General features: G+C 39.3%; 22 protein-coding genes. 15 read left to right on the top strand and 7 right to left on the bottom strand.

The features are described 5' to 3' along the window. The first annotated feature begins 41 nt into the window (after nt 1-41). The 7 genes from JEU79_RS20720 (at nt 42) to JEU79_RS20690 (ending at nt 6,587) form a co-directional block, all read left to right on the top strand. Entirely contained in the window at nt 42-1,541 is a 1,500-nt protein-coding gene (locus JEU79_RS20720) for an aminodeoxychorismate synthase component I (protein WP_198266098.1), read from the top strand. Next, nucleotides 1,538-2,440: an aminodeoxychorismate lyase gene (gene pabC, locus JEU79_RS20715; protein WP_198265595.1), complete on the top strand. Its 903-nt coding sequence runs from the start codon at nt 1,538-1,540 to the stop codon at nt 2,438-2,440. Before JEU79_RS20720 ends, pabC begins: the two co-directional genes overlap by 4 nt. An 11-nt stretch (nt 2,441-2,451) precedes the next feature. After that, nucleotides 2,452-3,486, top strand: a complete 1,035-nt coding sequence (mltG, locus tag JEU79_RS20710) for an endolytic transglycosylase MltG (RefSeq protein ID WP_198265594.1) — start codon at nt 2,452-2,454, stop codon at nt 3,484-3,486. 15 nt (nt 3,487-3,501) lie between these two features. Beyond that, nucleotides 3,502-4,128, top strand: coding sequence for a dTMP kinase (gene tmk, locus JEU79_RS20705; RefSeq protein ID WP_198265593.1), 627 nt, complete (start codon nt 3,502-3,504; stop codon nt 4,126-4,128). Further along, nucleotides 4,128-5,276: a DNA polymerase III subunit delta' gene (gene holB / locus JEU79_RS20700; RefSeq protein ID WP_198265592.1), complete on the top strand. Its 1,149-nt coding sequence runs from the start codon at nt 4,128-4,130 to the stop codon at nt 5,274-5,276. Before tmk ends, holB begins: the two co-directional genes overlap by 1 nt. An 80-nt stretch (nt 5,277-5,356) precedes the next feature. Beyond that, a complete protein-coding gene (locus JEU79_RS20695; RefSeq protein ID WP_425511156.1) occupies nt 5,357-5,710 on the top strand; it encodes a PilZ domain-containing protein in 354 nt (117 codons plus the stop codon). A gap of 67 nt (nt 5,711-5,777) precedes the next feature. Then, nucleotides 5,778-6,587 carry a TatD family hydrolase gene (locus JEU79_RS20690; protein WP_198265591.1) on the top strand — a complete coding sequence of 270 codons (810 nt, stop codon included), beginning with the start codon at nt 5,778-5,780 and terminating at the stop codon, nt 6,585-6,587. Here JEU79_RS20690 and JEU79_RS20685 read toward each other — a convergent pair. The 4 genes from JEU79_RS20685 to JEU79_RS20675 form a co-directional block, all read right to left on the bottom strand. After that, the gene (locus JEU79_RS20685; protein WP_281401088.1) at nt 6,584-6,724 is read right to left on the bottom strand and encodes an EscU/YscU/HrcU family type III secretion system export apparatus switch protein; all 141 of its coding nucleotides are present in this window, start codon (nt 6,722-6,724) and stop codon (nt 6,584-6,586) included. The genes JEU79_RS20690 and JEU79_RS20685 overlap by 4 nt on opposite strands. Nucleotides 6,725-7,023: 299 nt before the next feature. Next, nucleotides 7,024-7,887, bottom strand: a complete 864-nt coding sequence (locus JEU79_RS20680) for an IS3 family transposase (protein ID WP_198263029.1) — start codon at nt 7,885-7,887, stop codon at nt 7,024-7,026. Next, a complete protein-coding gene (locus tag JEU79_RS26985; protein ID WP_246540436.1) occupies nt 7,865-8,173 on the bottom strand; it encodes a transposase in 309 nt (102 codons plus the stop codon). The genes JEU79_RS20680 and JEU79_RS26985 overlap by 23 nt, the downstream gene beginning before the upstream one ends. A 30-nt stretch (nt 8,174-8,203) precedes the next feature. Further along, entirely contained in the window at nt 8,204-9,271 is a 1,068-nt protein-coding gene (locus JEU79_RS20675) for a tetratricopeptide repeat protein (RefSeq protein ID WP_198265590.1), read from the bottom strand. Between the two features lie 181 nt (nt 9,272-9,452). Here JEU79_RS20675 and prmB point away from each other — a divergent pair, with 181 nt between their 5' ends. After that, on the top strand, nt 9,453-10,397 hold the full coding sequence (gene prmB / locus JEU79_RS20670) for a 50S ribosomal protein L3 N(5)-glutamine methyltransferase (protein WP_198265589.1): 945 nt from the start codon (nt 9,453-9,455) through the stop codon (nt 10,395-10,397). On the opposite strand, the gene JEU79_RS20665 is transcribed toward prmB, so the two are convergent. From JEU79_RS20665 to JEU79_RS20655, 3 genes are read right to left on the bottom strand one after another with little or no spacing between them, the layout of a single operon-like run. After that, a complete protein-coding gene (locus JEU79_RS20665; protein WP_198265588.1) occupies nt 10,384-10,605 on the bottom strand; it encodes an ATP-binding protein in 222 nt (73 codons plus the stop codon). The two genes, prmB and JEU79_RS20665, sit on opposite strands and share 14 nt — an antisense overlap. Then, nucleotides 10,569-11,807, bottom strand: coding sequence for a histidine kinase dimerization/phospho-acceptor domain-containing protein (locus JEU79_RS20660; protein ID WP_198265587.1), 1,239 nt, complete (start codon nt 11,805-11,807; stop codon nt 10,569-10,571). Before JEU79_RS20660 ends, JEU79_RS20665 begins: the two co-directional genes overlap by 37 nt. 15 nt (nt 11,808-11,822) lie before the next feature. After that, on the bottom strand, nt 11,823-12,494 hold the full coding sequence (locus tag JEU79_RS20655) for a response regulator transcription factor (RefSeq protein WP_198265586.1): 672 nt from the start codon (nt 12,492-12,494) through the stop codon (nt 11,823-11,825). 115 nt (nt 12,495-12,609) lie between these two features. Here JEU79_RS20655 and aroC point away from each other — a divergent pair, with 115 nt between their 5' ends. From aroC to trpA, 7 genes are all read left to right on the top strand, one after another. Continuing rightward, entirely contained in the window at nt 12,610-13,740 is a 1,131-nt protein-coding gene (aroC, locus tag JEU79_RS20650) for a chorismate synthase (protein ID WP_198265585.1), read from the top strand. Nucleotides 13,741-13,742: 2 nt separating this feature from the next. Continuing rightward, entirely contained in the window at nt 13,743-14,882 is a 1,140-nt protein-coding gene (locus JEU79_RS20645) for an MFS transporter (protein ID WP_246540435.1), read from the top strand. Nucleotides 14,883-15,009: 127 nt separating this feature from the next. Beyond that, nucleotides 15,010-15,555, top strand: a complete 546-nt coding sequence (locus JEU79_RS20640; protein ID WP_198265584.1) for a hypothetical protein — start codon at nt 15,010-15,012, stop codon at nt 15,553-15,555. Between the two features lie 42 nt (nt 15,556-15,597). Further along, complete coding sequence (locus tag JEU79_RS20635; RefSeq protein WP_198265583.1) at nt 15,598-16,122, top strand: hypothetical protein; 525 nt, start codon at nt 15,598-15,600, stop codon at nt 16,120-16,122. A gap of 212 nt (nt 16,123-16,334) precedes the next feature. Beyond that, nucleotides 16,335-16,949, top strand: coding sequence for a phosphoribosylanthranilate isomerase (locus JEU79_RS20630; RefSeq protein ID WP_198265582.1), 615 nt, complete (start codon nt 16,335-16,337; stop codon nt 16,947-16,949). A 63-nt stretch (nt 16,950-17,012) separates the two neighbouring features. Beyond that, entirely contained in the window at nt 17,013-18,236 is a 1,224-nt protein-coding gene (gene trpB / locus JEU79_RS20625; RefSeq protein ID WP_198265581.1) for a tryptophan synthase subunit beta, read from the top strand. Between the two features lie 71 nt (nt 18,237-18,307). Continuing rightward, complete coding sequence (gene trpA / locus JEU79_RS20620) at nt 18,308-19,129, top strand: tryptophan synthase subunit alpha (protein ID WP_198265580.1); 822 nt, start codon at nt 18,308-18,310, stop codon at nt 19,127-19,129. The last annotated feature ends 43 nt before the right edge of the window (nt 19,130-19,172 follow it).

The following is a 19,172-nucleotide window of genomic DNA, read 5'->3' as shown; positions in this document are numbered from 1 at the left end:
AAATTTATAAAAATCATTAGTTCTCAAAAAATTGATTGAATATGACTTATGCCTGTAAGCTAACTGAAATCCCTAAGCATCAATGTCCTGACTTAATTCAATTTTATAGTCACTTTCCTCATAAATACCCTTATTTATTCACTTCGTCCAGTCAAAGCGCTTCATCATCAGCCGATCAAGAATCCTCTCAATTTGATATTTTATTTATCGAGCCTGAACAATGGTTGAAACTTGATCATCAAAAACAATTAAGTTCATCCCCAAATATCAATTTTGCCGAAGATGGTTCATTTCTCGATAATTTTGACAGGCTTTTCTTCGCTGAAGAAGAATCGACTGAGCAAGCAATAGAAAGTGAACTTCCTTTTACGGGAGGCTGGTTTATGTTTTTGGCCTATGAATTAGCTCAGCAAGTTGAACCTTGTTTAAAACTGACCTTTGAAAAGCAATTATTACCGATTGCCTATGCGGCAAGGGTAAAAAAAGCACTGATCTATGATCATAAAAAAGAATGTCTATTTTTTATGACAGAATCCGACATGGATCATCAGCGCCACTATCAATCCTTACTTGCTGATATGCAGTTTATTTGTCAACAGAGCAGTAAATCAACTGAGACAGACGTTTTTAATTTCCCAATTGTTGAAGAAACAGCTGATAGTTTTCTTATAGCAGTCGATACGGTCAAATCCTATATCAAAGAGGGTGATGTCTTTCAGGTTAATTTATCCCGCTTGTGGCAGTCAACACTATCCAAGAAAAATAATAATCAGAAGCACACAGAACAAGTGGCTGTTTTGAGTCAATTATTAGCTCAGGAAAATCCAGCACCTTTTTCAGGTGTCGCTAGTTTTAATTCTGAACTATGTAACTCTAAAGAGGGGGAAGTCAGTATTGTTTCCTCCTCACCGGAACGCCTGCTTAGAGTCAAAAATAAGCGTTTGGAGTCTCGTCCTATTGCCGGTACAAGACCACGAAGTACATCACTTGAAGAAGATTTACGATTACTTAAAGAGCTACATGATCACCCCAAGGAACAAGCAGAGCATATTATGTTAATCGACTTGATCCGTAACGATTTAGGACGGGTATGTAAGCCCGGTAGTGTCGTTGTCGATGAGTTGATGGTCAATGAAACCTATGCGCATGTGCATCATATCGTGTCTAATGTCAGTGGGGAATTACAAACAGGTAAAACGCCCGGTGAAATCCTTAAGGCCATGTTTCCTGGTGGAACAATTACGGGCTGTCCTAAAGTACGTTGTATGGAAATTATTGCCGAATTAGAGCAATGTTCTCGTGGTGCTTACACCGGCTCTATGGGTTATATTAATCTTGATGGCAGTATGGATTTTAATATTCTTATACGGACATTTGTTATAGAAAGCCTATTAGATAATCTATTGGAAGAATCAGCCCAGCGATTAAGTTTTCGGGCAGGTGCAGGACTTGTTTTTGACTCGATTGCAGAGAAAGAATTGCATGAAACACGTGCTAAAGCAAAAGGCTTACTCCAGGCGTTGAAGGCTGAGTTAAAATGACACAACTTGAGCATAATTTGGATAAGACTTTAGCTAATGTCGCCGTCAATGATCGGGGACTAGCCTATGGTGACGGCTTATTTGAGACCATTGCCTTTGTCAATGAACAATTACATCATTGGGCATTACATTGGCAGCGTCTGGTCTTGGGTTGCGAACGTCTGGCAATAAAACCACCAGATGAAGCATTTTTATTAGCGCAAATTAATTTAAAAATGACTCAGGATAAATTGGATAGTGGCTCGCCTGAGAGAGTTGTTAAAATAATTCTTACCCGTGGTATAGGTGGTCGGGGCTATCAATTTCCTGAGTGTAATAAGCCCAGTCTGATCATCCAGATACTTCCTTGGCCTGAACGGCCTTTGCAACACTATCAAGCCGGTATCGATGCACTTGTCGCTCGAACCTGTCTGGCAAAACAGCCGGCACTCGCAGGTATAAAGCATCTAAATCGTCTGGAGCAAGTACTGGCTCGCAATGAATTTTCTGATGATAAATTTCAAGAAGGTTTAATGCTAGAATGTTCGGATCATGATTCACTTCTCACACGTTTTATGATTGAGGGAATTGCTAGCAACCTATTTTTTGTGATCGAAGGTCAATTAATGACACCTAAAATTGCTAATAGCGGTGTGCAAGGTACAATGAGACAAGCAATTCTTCTTTTAGCCGCAAAATCATCCATCACTATAGAAGAAGCTGATTATCCTTTAGAAATATTAAAACAGGCCAGTGAGGTGTTTTTTTGTAATAGTCTTTCGGGTATCATTCCTATGGCATCGCTCAGGGTTGATGAACAAACACGCTGGACGTTTAATAAAAATCAGCGAATAGTGGTGGCTCAATTATCAAAACACATTAACAAAGAATTAAACCGACCGGAAATAAGTGCCTGCTAGATTGATAAATTATGATAAAAAAATTACTGATATTATTGCTTTTTCTTGCTGTGATTGGCACAGCTGTTGCGGCCTGGTTTTGGAATGATTATAGCTTGTCTTTAAGTAAGCCGATTGCTATTTCAAAGCATCAATCGGAGTCTTTGTTTACTGTCAATAAAGGTGATCGCGTTAAAAATATTGCCGAAAACTTAAGACAAAAAGATATCATCCAGCAGCCTGAATATTTTCGCATTTATGCTCGTTTGTCGCATAAGGCAGAAAAAATTAAAGCTGGTGAATATGTCCTTAAATCCGGAATGACAGTGGTGGATGTGATTGATTTATTTGTTTTAGGCAAGGTGAATCAATATGCCTTAACCATCGTTGAAGGTTGGACATTTAAAGAAACCATAGCACGTATTCGTCAAGATTCGAATTTAGTCAAAACTGCTGAGTTTGCTCAAGCCCTGAATAGTAAAACTGAAGCCGCTTTAGCTAATAAGCTAGGCAGCGAATCGATGCGTTTAGAAGGATTGATCTACCCTGATACTTATAAATTCCCCAAGGGTACGACAGATTTTCAGTTTCTCAAGCGTGCCTACGATAATATGCAGGCGGTTCTGGCCGATGAATGGGTAAAACGTGAGAAAAAAACACCTTTAAAATCAGCTTATGAAGCCTTGATCCTTGCCTCTATTGTGGAAAAAGAATCCGGAGTGAGTAGTGAGCGTGGTAAAATTGCCGGGGTGTTTATTCGCCGAATGAATAAAAAAATGCGCCTACAGTCTGATCCGACCATTATTTATGGCATGGGTGACAGCTATAAGGGCAATATTCGACGTCGAGATATAAATAAGAAAACAGCTTATAATACCTATCAAATTAAACGTTTACCCCCAACACCGATTGCAATCCCCGGACGTGAAGCGATTCATGCTGTATTGCATCCTGACAAGGGCAAGTATTTATATTTTGTTGCAGATGGCAGCGGCGGACATAAGTTTAGCAAGACGCTAAAAGAGCACAATAGAGCAGTACGAAAGTATATTTTAAAGAAAAAATAAAAGTGATAAAAATATATGGTTAAGGGAAAATTTATAACTATCGAAGGTTCTGAAGGGGCAGGGAAGTCTACTAATCTGCTCTTTGTTCAGGCGTATTTAACCGCTAAAAACATTGAATTTATTAGTACTCGTGAGCCGGGAGGCACACCGATTGCTGAGAAAATGAGAGATTTATTGTTGGATAAGGACAATACGGCCCTATGTGACGATGCCGAGTTATTATTAATGTTTGCCGCACGTGCCCAACATTTGAACGAATTAATCATTCCAGCTCTGGAAGCAGGAAAATGGGTGATCAGTGATCGTTTTACCGATGCCAGCTATGCTTATCAGGGTGGTGGTCGCGGCTTGTCATGGGAAAAAATTGCCCAATTAGAGCAATGGGTACAGGGCGATTTACGTCCTGATGCGACGATATTATTAGATATTCCCGTTGATTTAGGCATGGAACGAGTACGTGCGCGGGGTGAAACGGATCGCTTTGAGCAGGAGCAATTGAGCTTTTTTAATCGTATTCGTGATGCCTATTTAAAATTAGCTAAAGAGAATCCTGAGCGCTTTCATATTATTGATACTCGCCATTCAATAACTGAAGTGCAAGAGCAATTGACACTTGTAATGAATAATTTAACGACTCAATAATGAATACTAGCTACTATCCCTGGCAGAAGACAATATGGCAGAAAATATATGTCAAGCCACTAGAATCAGAGCACTTTCCCCATGCCTTATTACTCGCAGGTGTTTCAGGCATTGGTAAAAAAGTATTGGCCAATACTCTGGCCAGAGGTCTGCTCTGTAGGTCACCACAAGTGAATCCTCAATCAGGTTTATTAGAGCCTTGCCAAATTAATTCTTCCGCTGAAGTACATGCTAATAACCACTGCTGTCGCGCCTGTCAGTTGTTTACTGCGGGGAACCACCCTGATTTCAATTACATTACAACGCCAGAGGATAAGAAGGTCATTCCTGTGGATGCAATTCGTGACTTGATTCAATGGAGTGTGATGAGCAGCCAGATGGAAGGCCGAAAGGTGATCATTATTGAGCCTGCGGAAAGCATGAATGTCAATGCTGCCAATAGCCTGCTTAAAACCCTTGAAGAACCCGTTGCTAATACCATTATTATCTTGTTAAGCAACAAAAAACAGGCCTTATTGCCAACAATACGCAGCCGTTGTCAGACCATTGACTTACCATTACCTGAAACTCAGCAAGCCGTTCAGTGGTTACAAGGCAATTTACCCGATACCATAGAAAATAGCACCCCTAGGGATGCCAATTTACTATTATCATTGGCTGCTGGCGCACCCTTACTGGCATTGCATTTGGCGCAGAGTACGCAATTGGATAGTCGTCAACAAATAGTGAATGACTTATTATCAATTATCATAGCATCGACCGATCCTGTGGCCATTGCCGAGTCGTTGTTCAAACTCACAAAACTTAAAGCAACAAAAATGCCTAAAGTAAAAGCCAGTAAGCTCAATTCTAGTAAGCTAAAGCCGAGTAAAAACAAACAGCTTCCCATTATGGCTTATGATGTTATTTACTGGTTGGATGCCATAGTATCTGACATCGCACGGCTTGCTCATGGCTGTGAATTATCACTTATCACCAATACCGATTTAGAGGATAAAATGACGCTTATTTCCACACAATTGTCTATTAAGAAGCTATTAAAACTCTCTGATGCAATTAATAAGGCCTATTATGAAATTCAGGGGCAAATTAATATTAATTTATTATTTGAAAAGTTATTAATCGACTGGAAAAATTGCAAAATTTGAGCTATTTTTATGTTAGTATACATAAATAAATTTTTTTCATTATAATAAGTTTCAAATAATATGAGAGAGTTTTCCATACTATGATGCGACCCGGTCAGGCAAGACAAAGTATTTTATCCTTGTCGATTAAAGACAAAAATGCACTCTATGCTGCTTATATGCCTTTTGTCTCTAATGGTGGTTTATTTATTCCTACCAACAAACAATACAAGTTAGGAGATGAGGTATTCATGCTTCTGACCTTGTTAGAAGAAAAAGACAAGCTTCCCGTTGCTGGCAAAATTGTCTGGATTACACCGATTGGTTCTCAGGGTAATCGTGCTGCTGGTGTGGGTGTGCAATTCAGTGATCAGGATAATGGTCAGGCACAAAAGAAAATTGAAACCTATCTGGCTGGTGCGTTAAAGTCAGATCGACCTACCCATACTATGTAACTTAATTAATATAATTAAAACCTTCACAAATATTAACCTCATAAATCCTCATCAAATTGCTTAAAATATGCCTCTTAATTTAGTTGATTCCCATTGCCATCTTGATATGCTTGATTTGGCTGAATTTGATAATGATATGGCCAATGTCATCGCACAAGCCAATGATAATCAAGTCAGTGACTTCCTGAGCATTGCCGTCGATCTTGAAAGTTTCCCACGAATTTTAGAGACGGCTAAAAAATTCCCCAATGTCTCTGCCTCGGTGGGTTTACATCCCTGTCATGTACCTGAGAGTCAAGTCAGTGTCACACAATTAACGGCATTAGCAGACGATGTAAAAGTGATTGCCATAGGCGAGACGGGGCTGGATTACTATATGAATGATGGCTCGGATCCTCTTGGTGAAGACTTTGCCTGGCAGCGGGAACGCTTTCGGGTGCATATACAAACAGCAATAAAAACCGGCAAACCTTTAATTATTCATACCCGTGATGCGCGTGAAGATACTTTAAAGATACTAGAAGAAGAAAATGCCCATAAAATTGGCGGCATCATGCATTGTTTTGTGGAAGATATTGCCACTGCTGAAAAGGCGCTTGCGATGGGCTTTTATATTTCTTTTTCCGGAATAGTCACCTTTAAAAATGCCAAATCTATTCAGGAAGTGGCGAAAGTAGTACCGGATGAGCGTATTTTAATTGAGACCGATTCGCCTTATCTAGCGCCTGTGCCAATGCGTGGCAAAAAGAATCAACCGGCCTATGTTGCCTATGTAGCAGAATATCTCGCAGATTTACGCGGGACGAGTGTTGAACATATCGCTAAAATAACACGGGATAATTATTTTCGTTTGTTTTCCTTAGAGAAAACACTCTAAAAATCTTTGGGCTTTTTGCCAGAGACAATATAGGCAAAGGCTAATGCTTCAGCAACGACCTGATAGAGAGACTCTGGTATTTCTTCATACAACTCCAATTGCGATAGTAAAACGGCTAATTCTGGATCTTCATGAATGGGTATTCTGATGTGTCAACACTTTTCCGGACAGTTTTCTAAATATTTTTTTGGCTGTTTCAAGTGATTTTTGTCATTTTGTATTTCCTATCATTTTAGTTTCTCATGTTAACTTTAAATAGATGAAGAGAAAGGGCTTTGCCCTCTGGAACGATAGAGCCGTTCCATTCACCCAAGGTATTTTCACAACGGTAATGATCCTGTTACAATATCTTCACGGCACAGGCTGAGGAGCCGATGGCCGTCAACGGTAATGGGCGGCATTTATGTCGCCTTTTACCCCTCTTCAATCAATCGATTTAAGCTATTTCCTGCTGTATTTCATAATCGACTGGTGACAAATAATCATTAGCCGAATGAAGTCGCTCCCGATTATAAAATACCTCAATATATTCAAATATTGCCTGCTTTGCTTCTACTCTGGTTTTGAATCGACAATGGTGCGTCAATTCAGTTTTCAAACTATGAAAGAAGCTCTCTGATACAGCATTGTCCCAGCAATTTCCTTTGCGGCTCATAGACTGAATTATGTTATGATCCGACAATATTTTTCTATGACTATCAGAGGCATATTGGCTACCTCGGTCAGTATGCCAAAGCAATCCATCCATTGGTTTACGCTTCCATATGGCCATCAGTAAAGCATCATTGACTAGCTTGGCTTTCATTCGCTCATCCATCGACCAGCCAACAATTTGCCTAGAGAATAAGTCAATGACAACCGCTAAATATAACCAGCCTTCCTTGGTGGCAATATAGGTAATATCACCCACATAGTAGCGATCAGGTTGAGAGACAGTAAACTCTCTTTCCAGTAAATTTGGAGATATACGCTTATTATGCTTGGAATTAGTCGTCGCTTTAAAGCGTCTCTTCGTTTTACAAAACAAACCGGCTTTTTTCATTAATCGACCAATTCTCCGGCGGCTTATATGAACGCCTTTTTCAGCCAGTTTTCTTTTTAAGACGACGGGTTCCATAAGTCTTGCGACTGTCTTCAAACAGTTTTTTAGCTGCTCAGTAAGCGCTTCATTTTCTTTCTCTCTATCCGTTTTAGGAGAGCTAACCCAATCATAATAGCAACTACGGGAAACATCCATAAAACGGCACAGAATCGTTACCGGGTAATCTTTAGCCTGATCAGTTATCCATGCGTACTTCACAAAGTTTCCCTTGCAAAGTACGCTGTGGCCTTTTTAATAAATCACGCTCCTGAATCACTTTTGCCAATTCTTTTTTCAGACGTTTTACTTCATCATAAATGTGTTCATCACTTCTATTGGCTACCGTCTTCACCGGTTTGGAATATTTACTGATCCAGGTATGTAGAGTATTTACATTAACACCTAGCTCCCTGGCAGTCTGAGAAACAGGTTGATCCGTCTCATTAGCTAATTTGACAGCTGATTCTTTAAATTCTGATGTATAGCTTTTATTTTGTTTGATCATTCATTTTAGGTCACACTTTTTATCTTTTAGTTATTTTAAGTTGTGTGTCCGGTTAAGTATAGCCACATTAGCTAGCATTTTTCGTGCCCCTAAATCATTAGACCTGACTTTTAAAAACTCTCTGAGGTGTGCTTCGGCGATATCGTATTTTCCTAGTTGATAGTAGACAGAACCAGAGACAAGAAGTATCCCCTTATTGTTTCTATTGTTTTTTTCAATGACTTTTATTGCTTGTAAGGCCTTAGTATAATTTTTTAATTCGTATGCAATGACGGCTTGCAGGTGATTGCCCGTTTCATGCTCAGCATCGACATCAAGTAACTTACCAACAGCAATATCAGCTTTTTCAAATTCACGTTCACCTAAATAGGCTGTAATTATTCCTAATCGTGCAGCCGTATTGCCGGGTTGTATTTCTATAGCCTGTTGATAAACTTCACGGGATAATTTATATTTTTGTTCCTCACGATACATATTTCCCGCTAATAATAGGATATTGCTATTATAGGGATAGCTTTTATATAAAGACTGAATAATTGCCTTTGCTTCGTCGTTTTTCTTATCAATGGTATATAATCGCGCAAGACCAATTTTTACTTCTAATGAATCAGGTGCTAGACGAGAACCACGTAGAAAAAAGCTTCTGGCTTTTTCAACATTGCCCTGATTAAGATATGCTTGCCCTTGCAATGCTCTAATTCGTCCAATATCTTGTGTATTTACGTTAAGAATATCGCTGATTTGTGAAGTGACATCAACAAATTTTCCTTGAATTAACTTGGACTTGATTTTCAATAATTGAGTTTCATTTTTCTTTGCTCCCAGGTATGTAGCCTTATCCAACTCAATTGCAGCTTGTGGACCAAAGCCTATCTGTATATAAAGCTCTGCTAGAGCCAGTTTTACTTGTTTGTTTTTCGGGTGTTTTAAAGCAGCATTCTTAAGATGTATTAAGGCTGTTTTAAACTCTCCCGATTTTTCGGATTGATGGGCTTTTTGAATAAAGTTCTGTGCAGATTCAATGGCATAACTTATTGACGGTATTAAGATGGCTAATAGCAATTGTAAAATGAGTAACGATTTAAGTTGAGATTTCATTAGTTTGTTTCCGATCCTAAGTATCTGACCAAATTATAGAATTATGATTCAAGTGTAATTCTAACAGAGTTTAGGTTTATTTCTGAATAGTTGTTGTTAGTAATAAAAATAATTGGATTCATATAGTACAATAGCTTATATTTTTTTCTATGCTTATATTTTTAGTTTTTAAGGGATGACAATGGCTAGTATTAATTACACAATAGCAGAAATACAGGATACACTCGACACGATTACCGACTATATTCGTTGGGGAGCCAGTCTTTTTAAACAGGAGAACTTGTTTTATGGGCATGGTAATTCAACGGCTATTGATGAGGCTGCCTACCTAGTTTTGCATACTTTAAATCTTGAGCCGGATACACACTCAGTTTATTTTAGCTCTAAATTGACTAATAATGAAAAAAAAGTGGTTATCGATATTCTATTTCGACGTGCCAAAGAGCATATTCCCGCAGCTTATTTAACTCATGAATCCTGGTTTGCGGGCTTATCTTTTTATGTTGATGAGCGGGTTTTGGTGCCACGTTCACCCATTGCTGAATTAATTCAAAATCATTATGAACCCTGGTTGAATGTTGATTCAGACTCGGGAGAAGATAGAGTAGAGCAAATTCTGGATTTATGTACGGGTAGTGGTTGCATAGCAATTGCTAATGCCTATTATTTTCCCAATGCTGAAGTTGATGCGGTAGATATATCTGAAGATGCCTTGGATGTGGCATTACAGAATATTGAAAAGCATGGTTTGACTGATCGGGTTAACATAATCCAATCTGATTTGTTCAATAACTTACAAGGCAAGCAATATGACATTATTGTGTCAAATCCACCTTATGTTGATGCTGAAGACATGTCGAATTTACCAGCCGAGTACCACTCTGAACCTGAAATTGGCCTTGCCGCAGGTGAAGATGGGCTCGATTTAGTGATTCCAATGCTTGAGCAGGCTTCAGAGCATTTATACCCTGGTGGTATATTAATCGTTGAAGTCGGTAATAGTGAGTATGCCTTGCAAGAGCACTTTCCTGATTTGCCCTTTTATTGGTTAGAATTTGAAATGGGTGGTGAGGGTGTCTTTTTACTGATAAAAGAGCAGTTGGATAACTATTTCAGTGCAGCTTAAATTGTATATGGATGACTAGGCCACGCACTGATTCTTTGTCACTGCTAAAATTAATTTGACCATTATAAGTCTGTACGATGTCTTGAACGATTGCCAGGCCAACACCATGTCCCGGTGTTAATTGGTCGGCACGTACACCTCGTTTGCCTATTTCACTCAGTAGTGATTGCGCTATGCCGGGGCCATCATCGGAGACTTCGATAGCCAATGTTTTTTCTGGCTATTAAAACTAATATCAATGCTTTTGTGACACCATTTGCAGGCGTTATCTAATAAATTACCCATCACTTCCATAAAATCACCTTCATCCATTTTCAGATAAATGTCATTATCAAGGCTTATATTAAAGGTGATATTTTTTTCATGGTATATTTTTTTCATACTATCGATGAGGCTGTTCATAACAGGCGCTAATAGTAAGTTTTTTATATGGGATGTTGGGCTGGCAGATGATGCTCTTTGTAATTGATATTCAATGATGGAGTTCATTCGTTCAACCGCATTGTTGATTGTGCTTTGATAAGCTTCTCTATTCTCAGCGCTGAAGTTATCATTCAATTTTTGTCCTTGAGCTTCCTGTCCTTGAATAATGGCCAAGGGTGTTTTTAAACTATGAGAGAGATCGGCCAGGGCATTTTTATAGCGTAGTTGTTGTTGACGTTCAAATTGAATTAATTGGTTGATATTACGCGTAAGTGGAGTAATTTCATCGGGGTAAGTTTGAACTAACTGCTCCTGTTTGCCTTGTTCGACAGCCTTAATTTCTTGCTCTACATCTCTTAGTGGTTTGAGTCCCCAACGCAGGGTAATAAATAATGCAATAAAAAGCATTAATGACATAATAATTAAATTTGACCATAATTTATATTGGTAATCTGAGATGGTATTGTTTAAATCGGTCAGGTCATCGCTGATATGATAAATTAATGGTTGTTCTGATTTATTCTGATCCCAATAAATAGCGATACTCAGAGCAATATAGCGTGTATTATTTTTTTTGAATTGTTGAAAGGTTTTTTTGCCATGTTCAATTGTACCGCTATTAAAGATATTTAATGGGGGAATTGCAGCTTCAGAAGCATCTCTTGATTGCCATAAAACTTTGCCATCAGATAGAGTAATAAAAGCAGACAAGTGTGATGATACACCATTATGAGGCAGACGAATTTGCGCATATTGATTGTCAATGCTGCTGGCAATTACTTCTCTATCAGCCATAATAAGATAGATTTGTCCGGTCAATCGTTCTTCCAGGGCTGAATAGGCACTGCGATAAAAAGTCTTATCTAAAGTGACTCCGGTGATAACAATGAAGGCGCTGACAACAATAATGCTGGTAAAAATAATACGGTTATTAATAGAACTTAACTTGAACAGGTTTAGGCCTTTTATTTTAATATCATTTTTCATATTGTCTTTCATGTTTCAGCTTAGCTTGAAACAATAGCCTCTGCCACGAATAGTTTCGATTGGTTTTAGTGAATTGTCCGGGTCTAGCTTTTTTCTTAACCGTCCGGTAATGACTTCGATAACATTGCTATCACGATCTTCATCATGTGGATACAGATAATCGGCTAGTTCAGATTTAGCAATAACTTTGCCATGGCGGCGCATTAAATACTCAAGAATTTTATATTCAAATTCTGTTAGTTCCAAGTGCTTATTATTAAGCATTGCTTGTTGACTATCCGGTGTCACACAGATTGACCCATAACAAATTTGTTCACTGATGCTATTGGAGGCGCGGCGAAGCAGGGCGTTGATGCGTGCGAGCAATTCTTCCATGTGAAAGGGCTTGACGAGATAATCATCGGCTCCAGCTTCTAAGCCTTCAACCTTGTCTTGCCAACGACTGCGAGCCGTTAAAATGAGAATGGGCAGGGTGCTGGCATTTTTGCGTAACTGTTTAATAATATCGATGCCGGAAAGTTCGGGTAGGCCAATATCAATGATGGCAATATCGACAGGATATTCGGTGGCAAAAAATAGACCTTCCTTACCATTGCCGGTCACATCAACGACAAAGTTTTCTGCTTCTAATTGACTGGTAATTTGTTGTTGAAGCTGGATTTCATCTTCAATAATCAGTACACGCATATTTCCCCCGGCGAGTATTTCATTTTTTTGAATATTATAACCCCATTAGGTAATAATTATTGCTACAATATAAATTCATTATTAACCTTTTAATTAATAGATACGTAAGAAAGCTATGTCTGGAAACTCATTTGGAAAATTATTTGTCGTTACTTCTTTTGGTGAAAGCCATGGTAAGGCGATTGGCTGTATTGTTGATGGCTGTCCACCGGGACTAGAACTGAGTGAAGCCGATTTGCAGTTTGATTTGGATCGTCGCAAACCGGGTACGTCAAGACATACTACTCAGCGCCGTGAAGATGATGAAGTACAGATTTTATCGGGGATTTTTGAAGGTAAGACCACTGGAACACCTATTTCTTTATTGATTCTCAATAAAGATCAGCGTTCCAAAGACTATGGCAATATTAAAAATACATTTCGACCGGGACATGCGGATTATACTTATCAACAAAAATACGGCTTTCGTGATTACCGTGGTGGCGGTCGTTCATCGGCTCGGGAAACTGCCTCGCGTGTAGCGGCAGGTGGTATTGCTAAAAAATACCTTAAAGATGTGCATGGTATAGAAATTCGTGGTTACTTATCTCAATTAGGGTCAATAAAAACAGCTCAACCCGGTGATGATAATTTTAATTGGGATAATGTTAATAGCAATCCTTTTTTCTCTCCCAACAAAGAACTGGTTGAAGAAATGGAAAACTATATGGATGCCTTACGTAAAAAAGGTAATTCTATCGGTGCTAAAGTTTCTGTTGTGGCAACTGGTATGCCGCCAGGCTTAGGTGAGCCCATTTTTGATCGTCTGGATGCTGATATCGCCCATGCCATGATGAGTATTAATGCCGTTAAGGGGGTTGAAATTGGTGCAGGATTTGATTGCATTGAACAAATGGGTACCGAACATAGGGATGAAATTACCCCGGAAGGCTTTTTATCCAACCATGCAGGCGGTATCTTAGGTGGCATTTCTTCTGGTCAGGATATCAGTGTTCATATTGCTCTGAAACCTACCTCTAGTCTGCATTTACCAGGACGAAGTGTCGATATGGATGGCCAGCCAATCGAAGTGATCACCAAAGGGCGTCATGATCCCTGTGTTGGTATTAGAGCGACACCTATAGCGGAAGCGATGTTGGCCATTACCTTGATGGATCATCTTATGCGTCATACAGCACAAAATTCTGCAGTTCAATCCCAGACACCTATTATCCCTGCTAGTCCTATTCCTGATAGATTTAAGTAATCTTGATAAAGCACATTCCTTATTGGCGACTTTCCAGTTTCTACTGGTTTTATTTTGCCACTTTGGGTGCGCTTATTCCCTACCTAAGTCTTTATTTATCCGATAAAGGCTTTAGCGCAGTAGAAATTGGTCAGCTAATGGCCGTTATGATGGGAACCAAAATTGTTGCGCCGTATTTATGGGGCTGGATTGCTGATCATCGAGGTAATCGACTCTCACTGATCCGCCTTGGCGCACTACTATCAGTGTTGGGGTATTCAGGCATCTTTCTGGCTGAGGGCTACTGGCAGTTATTCATTGTTTTATTGGCCTTTAGCTTTTTCTGGAATGCTATTTTACCGCAATTTGAAGCGCTGACATTTAATCATCTTGAGCATAATGAACATCAGTATAGCTGGATAAGAATGTGGGGTTCACTAGGTTTTGTAGTCGCTGTTGTATCTGTTGGTATGCTGCTTAAACTGATTGATATTGCTGATTTACCCATCATAATTATTATGCTTTTAGCCGGTATTTTTGTGTCCAGCTTTCTAGTCACCGACCATTCAGGTATCAAACATGATAGCGGTCATGGCTCAATTCTCAATTGTTTAAAAAACAAGCAAGTCATAGCCTTGTTATTGGCGTGTTTATTGGTGCAAGCCAGCCATGGTCCTTATTATACTTTTTATTCCCTCTATGCAGAAGCCAATGGTTACACACATTCATGGATAGGTTTGTTGTGGGCTATCGGTGTATTATCTGAAGTCCTCGCTTTTGCCTTGATGCCCTGGCTCAGTAAACGCTTTGGCCTGAGAACACTGCTATTGGCCAGCTTGTTCTCAGGTTCCTTAAGATGGTTATTAATTGGCTTTTATATTGATAATCTTTACCTGACATTGTTTGCCCAGATGTTTCACGCCTCGACTTTCGGTATTTATCATGCAGTCGCTATTGCTTATATTCATCGTTATTTTAAGGGTAAAAATCAAGGCAAGGGACAAGCACTCTATAGCAGCATTAGCTTTGGTCTAGGCGGTGCCATTGGTAGTTTATATGGCGGCTATCTATGGGAAAGTGCCGGCCCCAGTATGACCTTCACCGTTTCTGGAATACTCTCCTTCATTGCCTTTGCCATTTCATGGAAATACACGAAGAGATAAAGTTTAAGACTTATCCCTTCCGTTAACCCTAATAATAAACAGTGTCTTTAAGGTAAACCTTTATATTTACTAATATTGTAATTTGCTAAAATAGACAGATATAACAATCTATTATTTTGTGATCCCAATGCCAGAATTAGAAAGCCCCGTTTTCGCCCCTCAATCTTATGATTTGGATGTTTTTCATTCTGCAGAAGATATTATCCAAATGCATGATGAGTCTTTGGCATTAAGAGCGGATGCGTTTCGTCAGTTAACGGATGTTAATGATTTATCGTTAGATGATTATTTGAATAATAGTAGTTTAGAGAACAAGCTTTTTTCGGACAATAGCTTTGAACTAGAGCTTTCAAAAATTAAAGCTTGTCAAAAAGTGGATGTTTTTATTGAAGAATTTGAACAATTAATCGCAAATTTAGCGATACAAAAGCCGGTTATCGATAAAAAATCAGATAATTTGGGTTCTTTAGTTCAGTTTAAGATATCAATACATCTCATAAAGTTATTGTCTGAGATGGTGCAGGCAAGCCATTTGAATCATTACTCTTTAACCATTATTGAATTTTTGCAGGATATTATTGATGGCAGATCCAGTCTTTCTACCGATACCTGTGATCGTCTTTCTTCTGTTGTGCGTTATTATGACCGATATAATTTTTCGGTAAAAATATAAAGTTAATAAATTTCAATTCACAATGTATTATAAGGAAATAATATGATAAAAATAAATCCTGTATTGATCCCTGCCTTTATTTTACTGACCCATTTTCTTAGTCAAAACGTCTATTCTGAGCCTAAGAAGTTTGATATGGGTATTAATAAGGTTGAAGCAGGGAGTATATCCTTTAAGCAATCTCATCTCTGTCCCTATCCAATAGAACTCAATGTTAAGATCTACAATGATTTGAATATCGCTGGCTTAAAAAAATTCAGTTATCGCTGGGTCGTAAATGGTGAAATAATTGAAAATAATGGTCGCTTTGAAGTCTATCCAGATGCTTATGGGGTGGGATATGATGTGCAAAAGAAAATTGTTTATGTGGGCAATGATCCAGAAACTGCCCAACTTATGCACAAAGAAAACAATTCCGGTATGAGTAATCTGATGAAAGTGTTCGATGCTTACAAGTCACCACAAACAGGTTGGTACCAGTTTTATGTTTTGCCCGCAGGTGAAACGAATTGGGCTGATGCTGTCAAGTCAAATAAGGCCAGTTATACAATTAATTGCCGTACATAATTCATTTTAGCCGTTCAAAATAGTCATTCAAAAAAATACCTTACATCTTACTCTGTCCTAAGGTGCGATTGAGCTACGAAGTGCATCAATATGTGCTTCAATAGCCTATTAAAATCTAAAACTAAATTTTCTATAAAGTAATGTAATTTGTAGGAAAAAACTTAAAAATATGGGATAATTTCCCCTTTATAGTAGTCTGGTTCACGCGTATTATGATCCGTATTAAAATTTGTGGCATTACCAATTGTAATGATGCAAAAATTGCCTATGAAGCAGGTGCTGATGCCATTGGCCTGGTGTTTTACCCACCCAGCCCTCGTTTTGTGACAGCTCAACAAGCACATGAAGTAGTGGACTCATTAGCGCCTTTTGTGACTAGTGTTGGCTTATTTGTTGATGCTTCCAAAGCAGAGGTTGAAAACATCTTGGCTCAGGTTGCACTGGATTTATTACAATTTCATGGCAATGAAAGTGCTGAGTTTTGCGCCTCATTCCAGCGACCCTATATAAAAGCCATACGCATGAAAGAGGATTTAGATCTCCTTGCAGTACAAAATGAATTTTCCAGTGCTCGTGGCATTTTGCTTGATACGTACAAAAAAGGCATACCGGGTGGAACAGGCGAGACATTCAATTGGCATAGAGTACCCCATGATCCACAATTGCCTATTATACTTGCAGGTGGCTTAGACGCAGACAATATCATGGAAGCTATCCATCAGGCTAAACCTTATGCGGTTGATGTCAGTGGTGGGGTAGAAGCCACAAAAGGGATTAAAGATCCTGGAAAAGTGAAGCAATTTGTAGCCAATGCGTTACAGGCTTAGAAAAAGAAGCCAAATTACTTTAGCAAATATTTATAAATTTTGAGATAAACGGTAGTAACAATAATGACAACGAATACACAGACAGAAACTAAACTGTCTGACATGCCTGATGAGCAGGGACATTTTGGACAATATGGTGGCATATTTGTGCCAGAAACCTTAATGGAGCCTCTGAATGAGTTAAATCAGGCTTATATTCATTATTTTCAGGATGAAGAATTTTTAACTGAATTAGATAATGATCTAGCTAATTTTGTCGGGCGTCCTTCCCCCTTATATTTTGCTGAACGTTGGTCTCGTGAACTCGGTGGCGCAAAGATCTATTTAAAACGTGAAGATCTTAACCACACTGGAGCACACAAAGTTAATAATACTGTGGGACAGATGTTATTGGCCAAGCGTATGGGTAAAAAGCGTATTATTGCTGAGACAGGTGCAGGTCAACATGGTGTCGCAACCGCCACTGTCGCAGCACGTTTGGGGCTTGAGTGTGTTGTTTACATGGGGGCTGAAGATATTCAACGTCAGGCCTTGAATGTTTATCGGATGAAATTGCTCGGTGCTAAAGTCGTATCTGTTGAGTCAGGTTCAAGAACACTTAAAGATGCTTTGAACGAAGCTATGCGTGATTGGGTGACCAATATTGATAATACCTTTTATATTATCGGTACCGCTGCTGGCCCTCATCCGTATCCTGCGATGGTGCGTGATTTTCAGGCCATTATTGGCCGTGAAGCTAAAGAACAAATTATGACACATGAAGGTCGTTTGCCGGATACTCTGGTTGCTTGCATCGGTGGTGGTTCCAATGCTATTGGTCTATTTTATCCCTTTGTGGATGATACAGACGTTGCTATGATTGGCGTTGAAGCGGCAGGCCATGGTCTGGAAACAGGTGAGCATGCAGCCCCCTTATGTGCGGGTAAACCTGGCGTCTTACATGGTAATCGTACTTATTTAATGGAAGATAGACATGGTCAGATAATACCGACTCATTCGGTTTCTGCCGGGCTTGATTATCCGGGCGTTGGCCCTGAACATTCATGGCTTAAGGATATTGGTCGGGCAAGTTATGTTGCAGTGACAGATGAAGAAGCGCTAAAGGGCTTTCATGATTTGACCTTAACCGAAGGCATTATGCCGGCATTAGAATCCAGCCATGCCATTGCCTATGTGACCAAACTTGCACCAACCATGGATAAAGAGCAAATTATCATTATGAATTTATCGGGTCGTGGTGATAAAGACATTCACACAGTAGCGACCTTAGATGGTATTGAATTTTAATCGTATATACCCGCGACACTTGGAAGTGCACTTCCAAGTATCATGGGTATAAGTTGAAGAGAAAGTAGTTGATGACTCGTATTAAAGCTTGTTTTGCGCAGCTTAAAGAACAGAATAAAAAAGCCTTGTTGCCTTATGTGGCAGCCGGTGATCCCAACCCTGAAATTACCCTTGATCTCATGCATGCGATGGTTGCTGCAGGTGCGAGTATTATTGAATTGGGTGTGCCATTTTCTGATCCAATGGCGGATGGCCCGGTGATTCAAAAAGCCAGTGAGCGAGCCTTAGTTTATGGCACTTCATTAAGCGATGTTTTAGTCATGATTAAACGTTTCCGTGAAACGAATAATGACACCCCTGTAGTATTAATGGGCTATCTTAATCCGATTGAGGTGATGGGCTATGAAACTTTTGCACAGGCTGCTAGTGATGCCGGTGTTGATGGTATACTTACGGTTGACATTCCACCGGAAGAAGCTGAAGATTATATTCCAATACTAAAAAAATATGCCCTTGATCCGATCTTTTTATTGTCACCGACCACCACAAAAGAGCGGATGCAGTATATTTGTCAATATGCCAGTGGCTTTATTTATTATGTTGCGGTCAAAGGCGTGACCGGTACTTCAGCACTCGATACGGCTGAAGTGGCAAAACGACTAGCGATCATTAATACCGTGACAGATTTACCTGTTGCTGTGGGTTTTGGTATTAAGAATGCAGAAACTGCTGCGGCTGTTGGCGAAGTGGCAGAAGCGGTTGTCGTCGGTAGTGCTTTGGTCAATCTGGTTGAACAACACGCCCATAATTTAAGCAATAATGAAGCGAATAAAAAAATCATCGAAGACATCAGTCAAGTATTAAAATCTATGCGTACAGCATTGGACGTGTAGAGTCTTGTCTCTTTAGCTATACTTTGAATGTAGAACAATAACA

The sequence above is a fragment of the sulfur-oxidizing endosymbiont of Gigantopelta aegis genome (assembly GCF_016097415.1).
Taxonomy (GTDB): Bacteria; Pseudomonadota; Gammaproteobacteria; order GRL18; family GRL18; genus GRL18.
The sequence above is the reverse complement of the archived record's forward strand: the minus strand, read 5'-3'. Positions and strand labels throughout refer to the sequence as shown.

Excerpts from the sequence above, each read along its gene's own strand:
- JEU79_RS20720 (WP_198266098.1), top strand. The coding sequence starts at position 42 with ATGACTTATGCCTGTAAGCTAACTGAAATCCCTAAGCATCAATGTCCT.
- pabC (WP_198265595.1), top strand. The coding sequence starts at position 1,538 with ATGACACAACTTGAGCATAATTTGGATAAGACTTTAGCTAATGTCGCC.
- mltG (WP_198265594.1), top strand. The coding sequence starts at position 2,452 with ATGATAAAAAAATTACTGATATTATTGCTTTTTCTTGCTGTGATTGGC.
- tmk (WP_198265593.1), top strand. The coding sequence starts at position 3,502 with ATGGTTAAGGGAAAATTTATAACTATCGAAGGTTCTGAAGGGGCAGGG.
- holB (WP_198265592.1), top strand. The coding sequence starts at position 4,128 with ATGAATACTAGCTACTATCCCTGGCAGAAGACAATATGGCAGAAAATA.
- JEU79_RS20695 (WP_425511156.1), top strand. The coding sequence starts at position 5,357 with ATGATGCGACCCGGTCAGGCAAGACAAAGTATTTTATCCTTGTCGATT.
- JEU79_RS20690 (WP_198265591.1), top strand. The coding sequence starts at position 5,778 with ATGCCTCTTAATTTAGTTGATTCCCATTGCCATCTTGATATGCTTGAT.
- JEU79_RS26985 (WP_246540436.1), bottom strand. The coding sequence starts at position 8,173 with ATGATCAAACAAAATAAAAGCTATACATCAGAATTTAAAGAATCAGCT.
- JEU79_RS20675 (WP_198265590.1), bottom strand. The coding sequence starts at position 9,271 with ATGAAATCTCAACTTAAATCGTTACTCATTTTACAATTGCTATTAGCC.
- prmB (WP_198265589.1), top strand. The coding sequence starts at position 9,453 with ATGGCTAGTATTAATTACACAATAGCAGAAATACAGGATACACTCGAC.
- JEU79_RS20660 (WP_198265587.1), bottom strand. The coding sequence starts at position 11,807 with ATGAAAAATGATATTAAAATAAAAGGCCTAAACCTGTTCAAGTTAAGT.
- JEU79_RS20655 (WP_198265586.1), bottom strand. The coding sequence starts at position 12,494 with ATGCGTGTACTGATTATTGAAGATGAAATCCAGCTTCAACAACAAATT.
- aroC (WP_198265585.1), top strand. The coding sequence starts at position 12,610 with ATGTCTGGAAACTCATTTGGAAAATTATTTGTCGTTACTTCTTTTGGT.
- JEU79_RS20640 (WP_198265584.1), top strand. The coding sequence starts at position 15,010 with ATGCCAGAATTAGAAAGCCCCGTTTTCGCCCCTCAATCTTATGATTTG.
- JEU79_RS20635 (WP_198265583.1), top strand. The coding sequence starts at position 15,598 with ATGATAAAAATAAATCCTGTATTGATCCCTGCCTTTATTTTACTGACC.
- JEU79_RS20630 (WP_198265582.1), top strand. The coding sequence starts at position 16,335 with ATGATCCGTATTAAAATTTGTGGCATTACCAATTGTAATGATGCAAAA.
- trpB (WP_198265581.1), top strand. The coding sequence starts at position 17,013 with ATGACAACGAATACACAGACAGAAACTAAACTGTCTGACATGCCTGAT.
- trpA (WP_198265580.1), top strand. The coding sequence starts at position 18,308 with ATGACTCGTATTAAAGCTTGTTTTGCGCAGCTTAAAGAACAGAATAAA.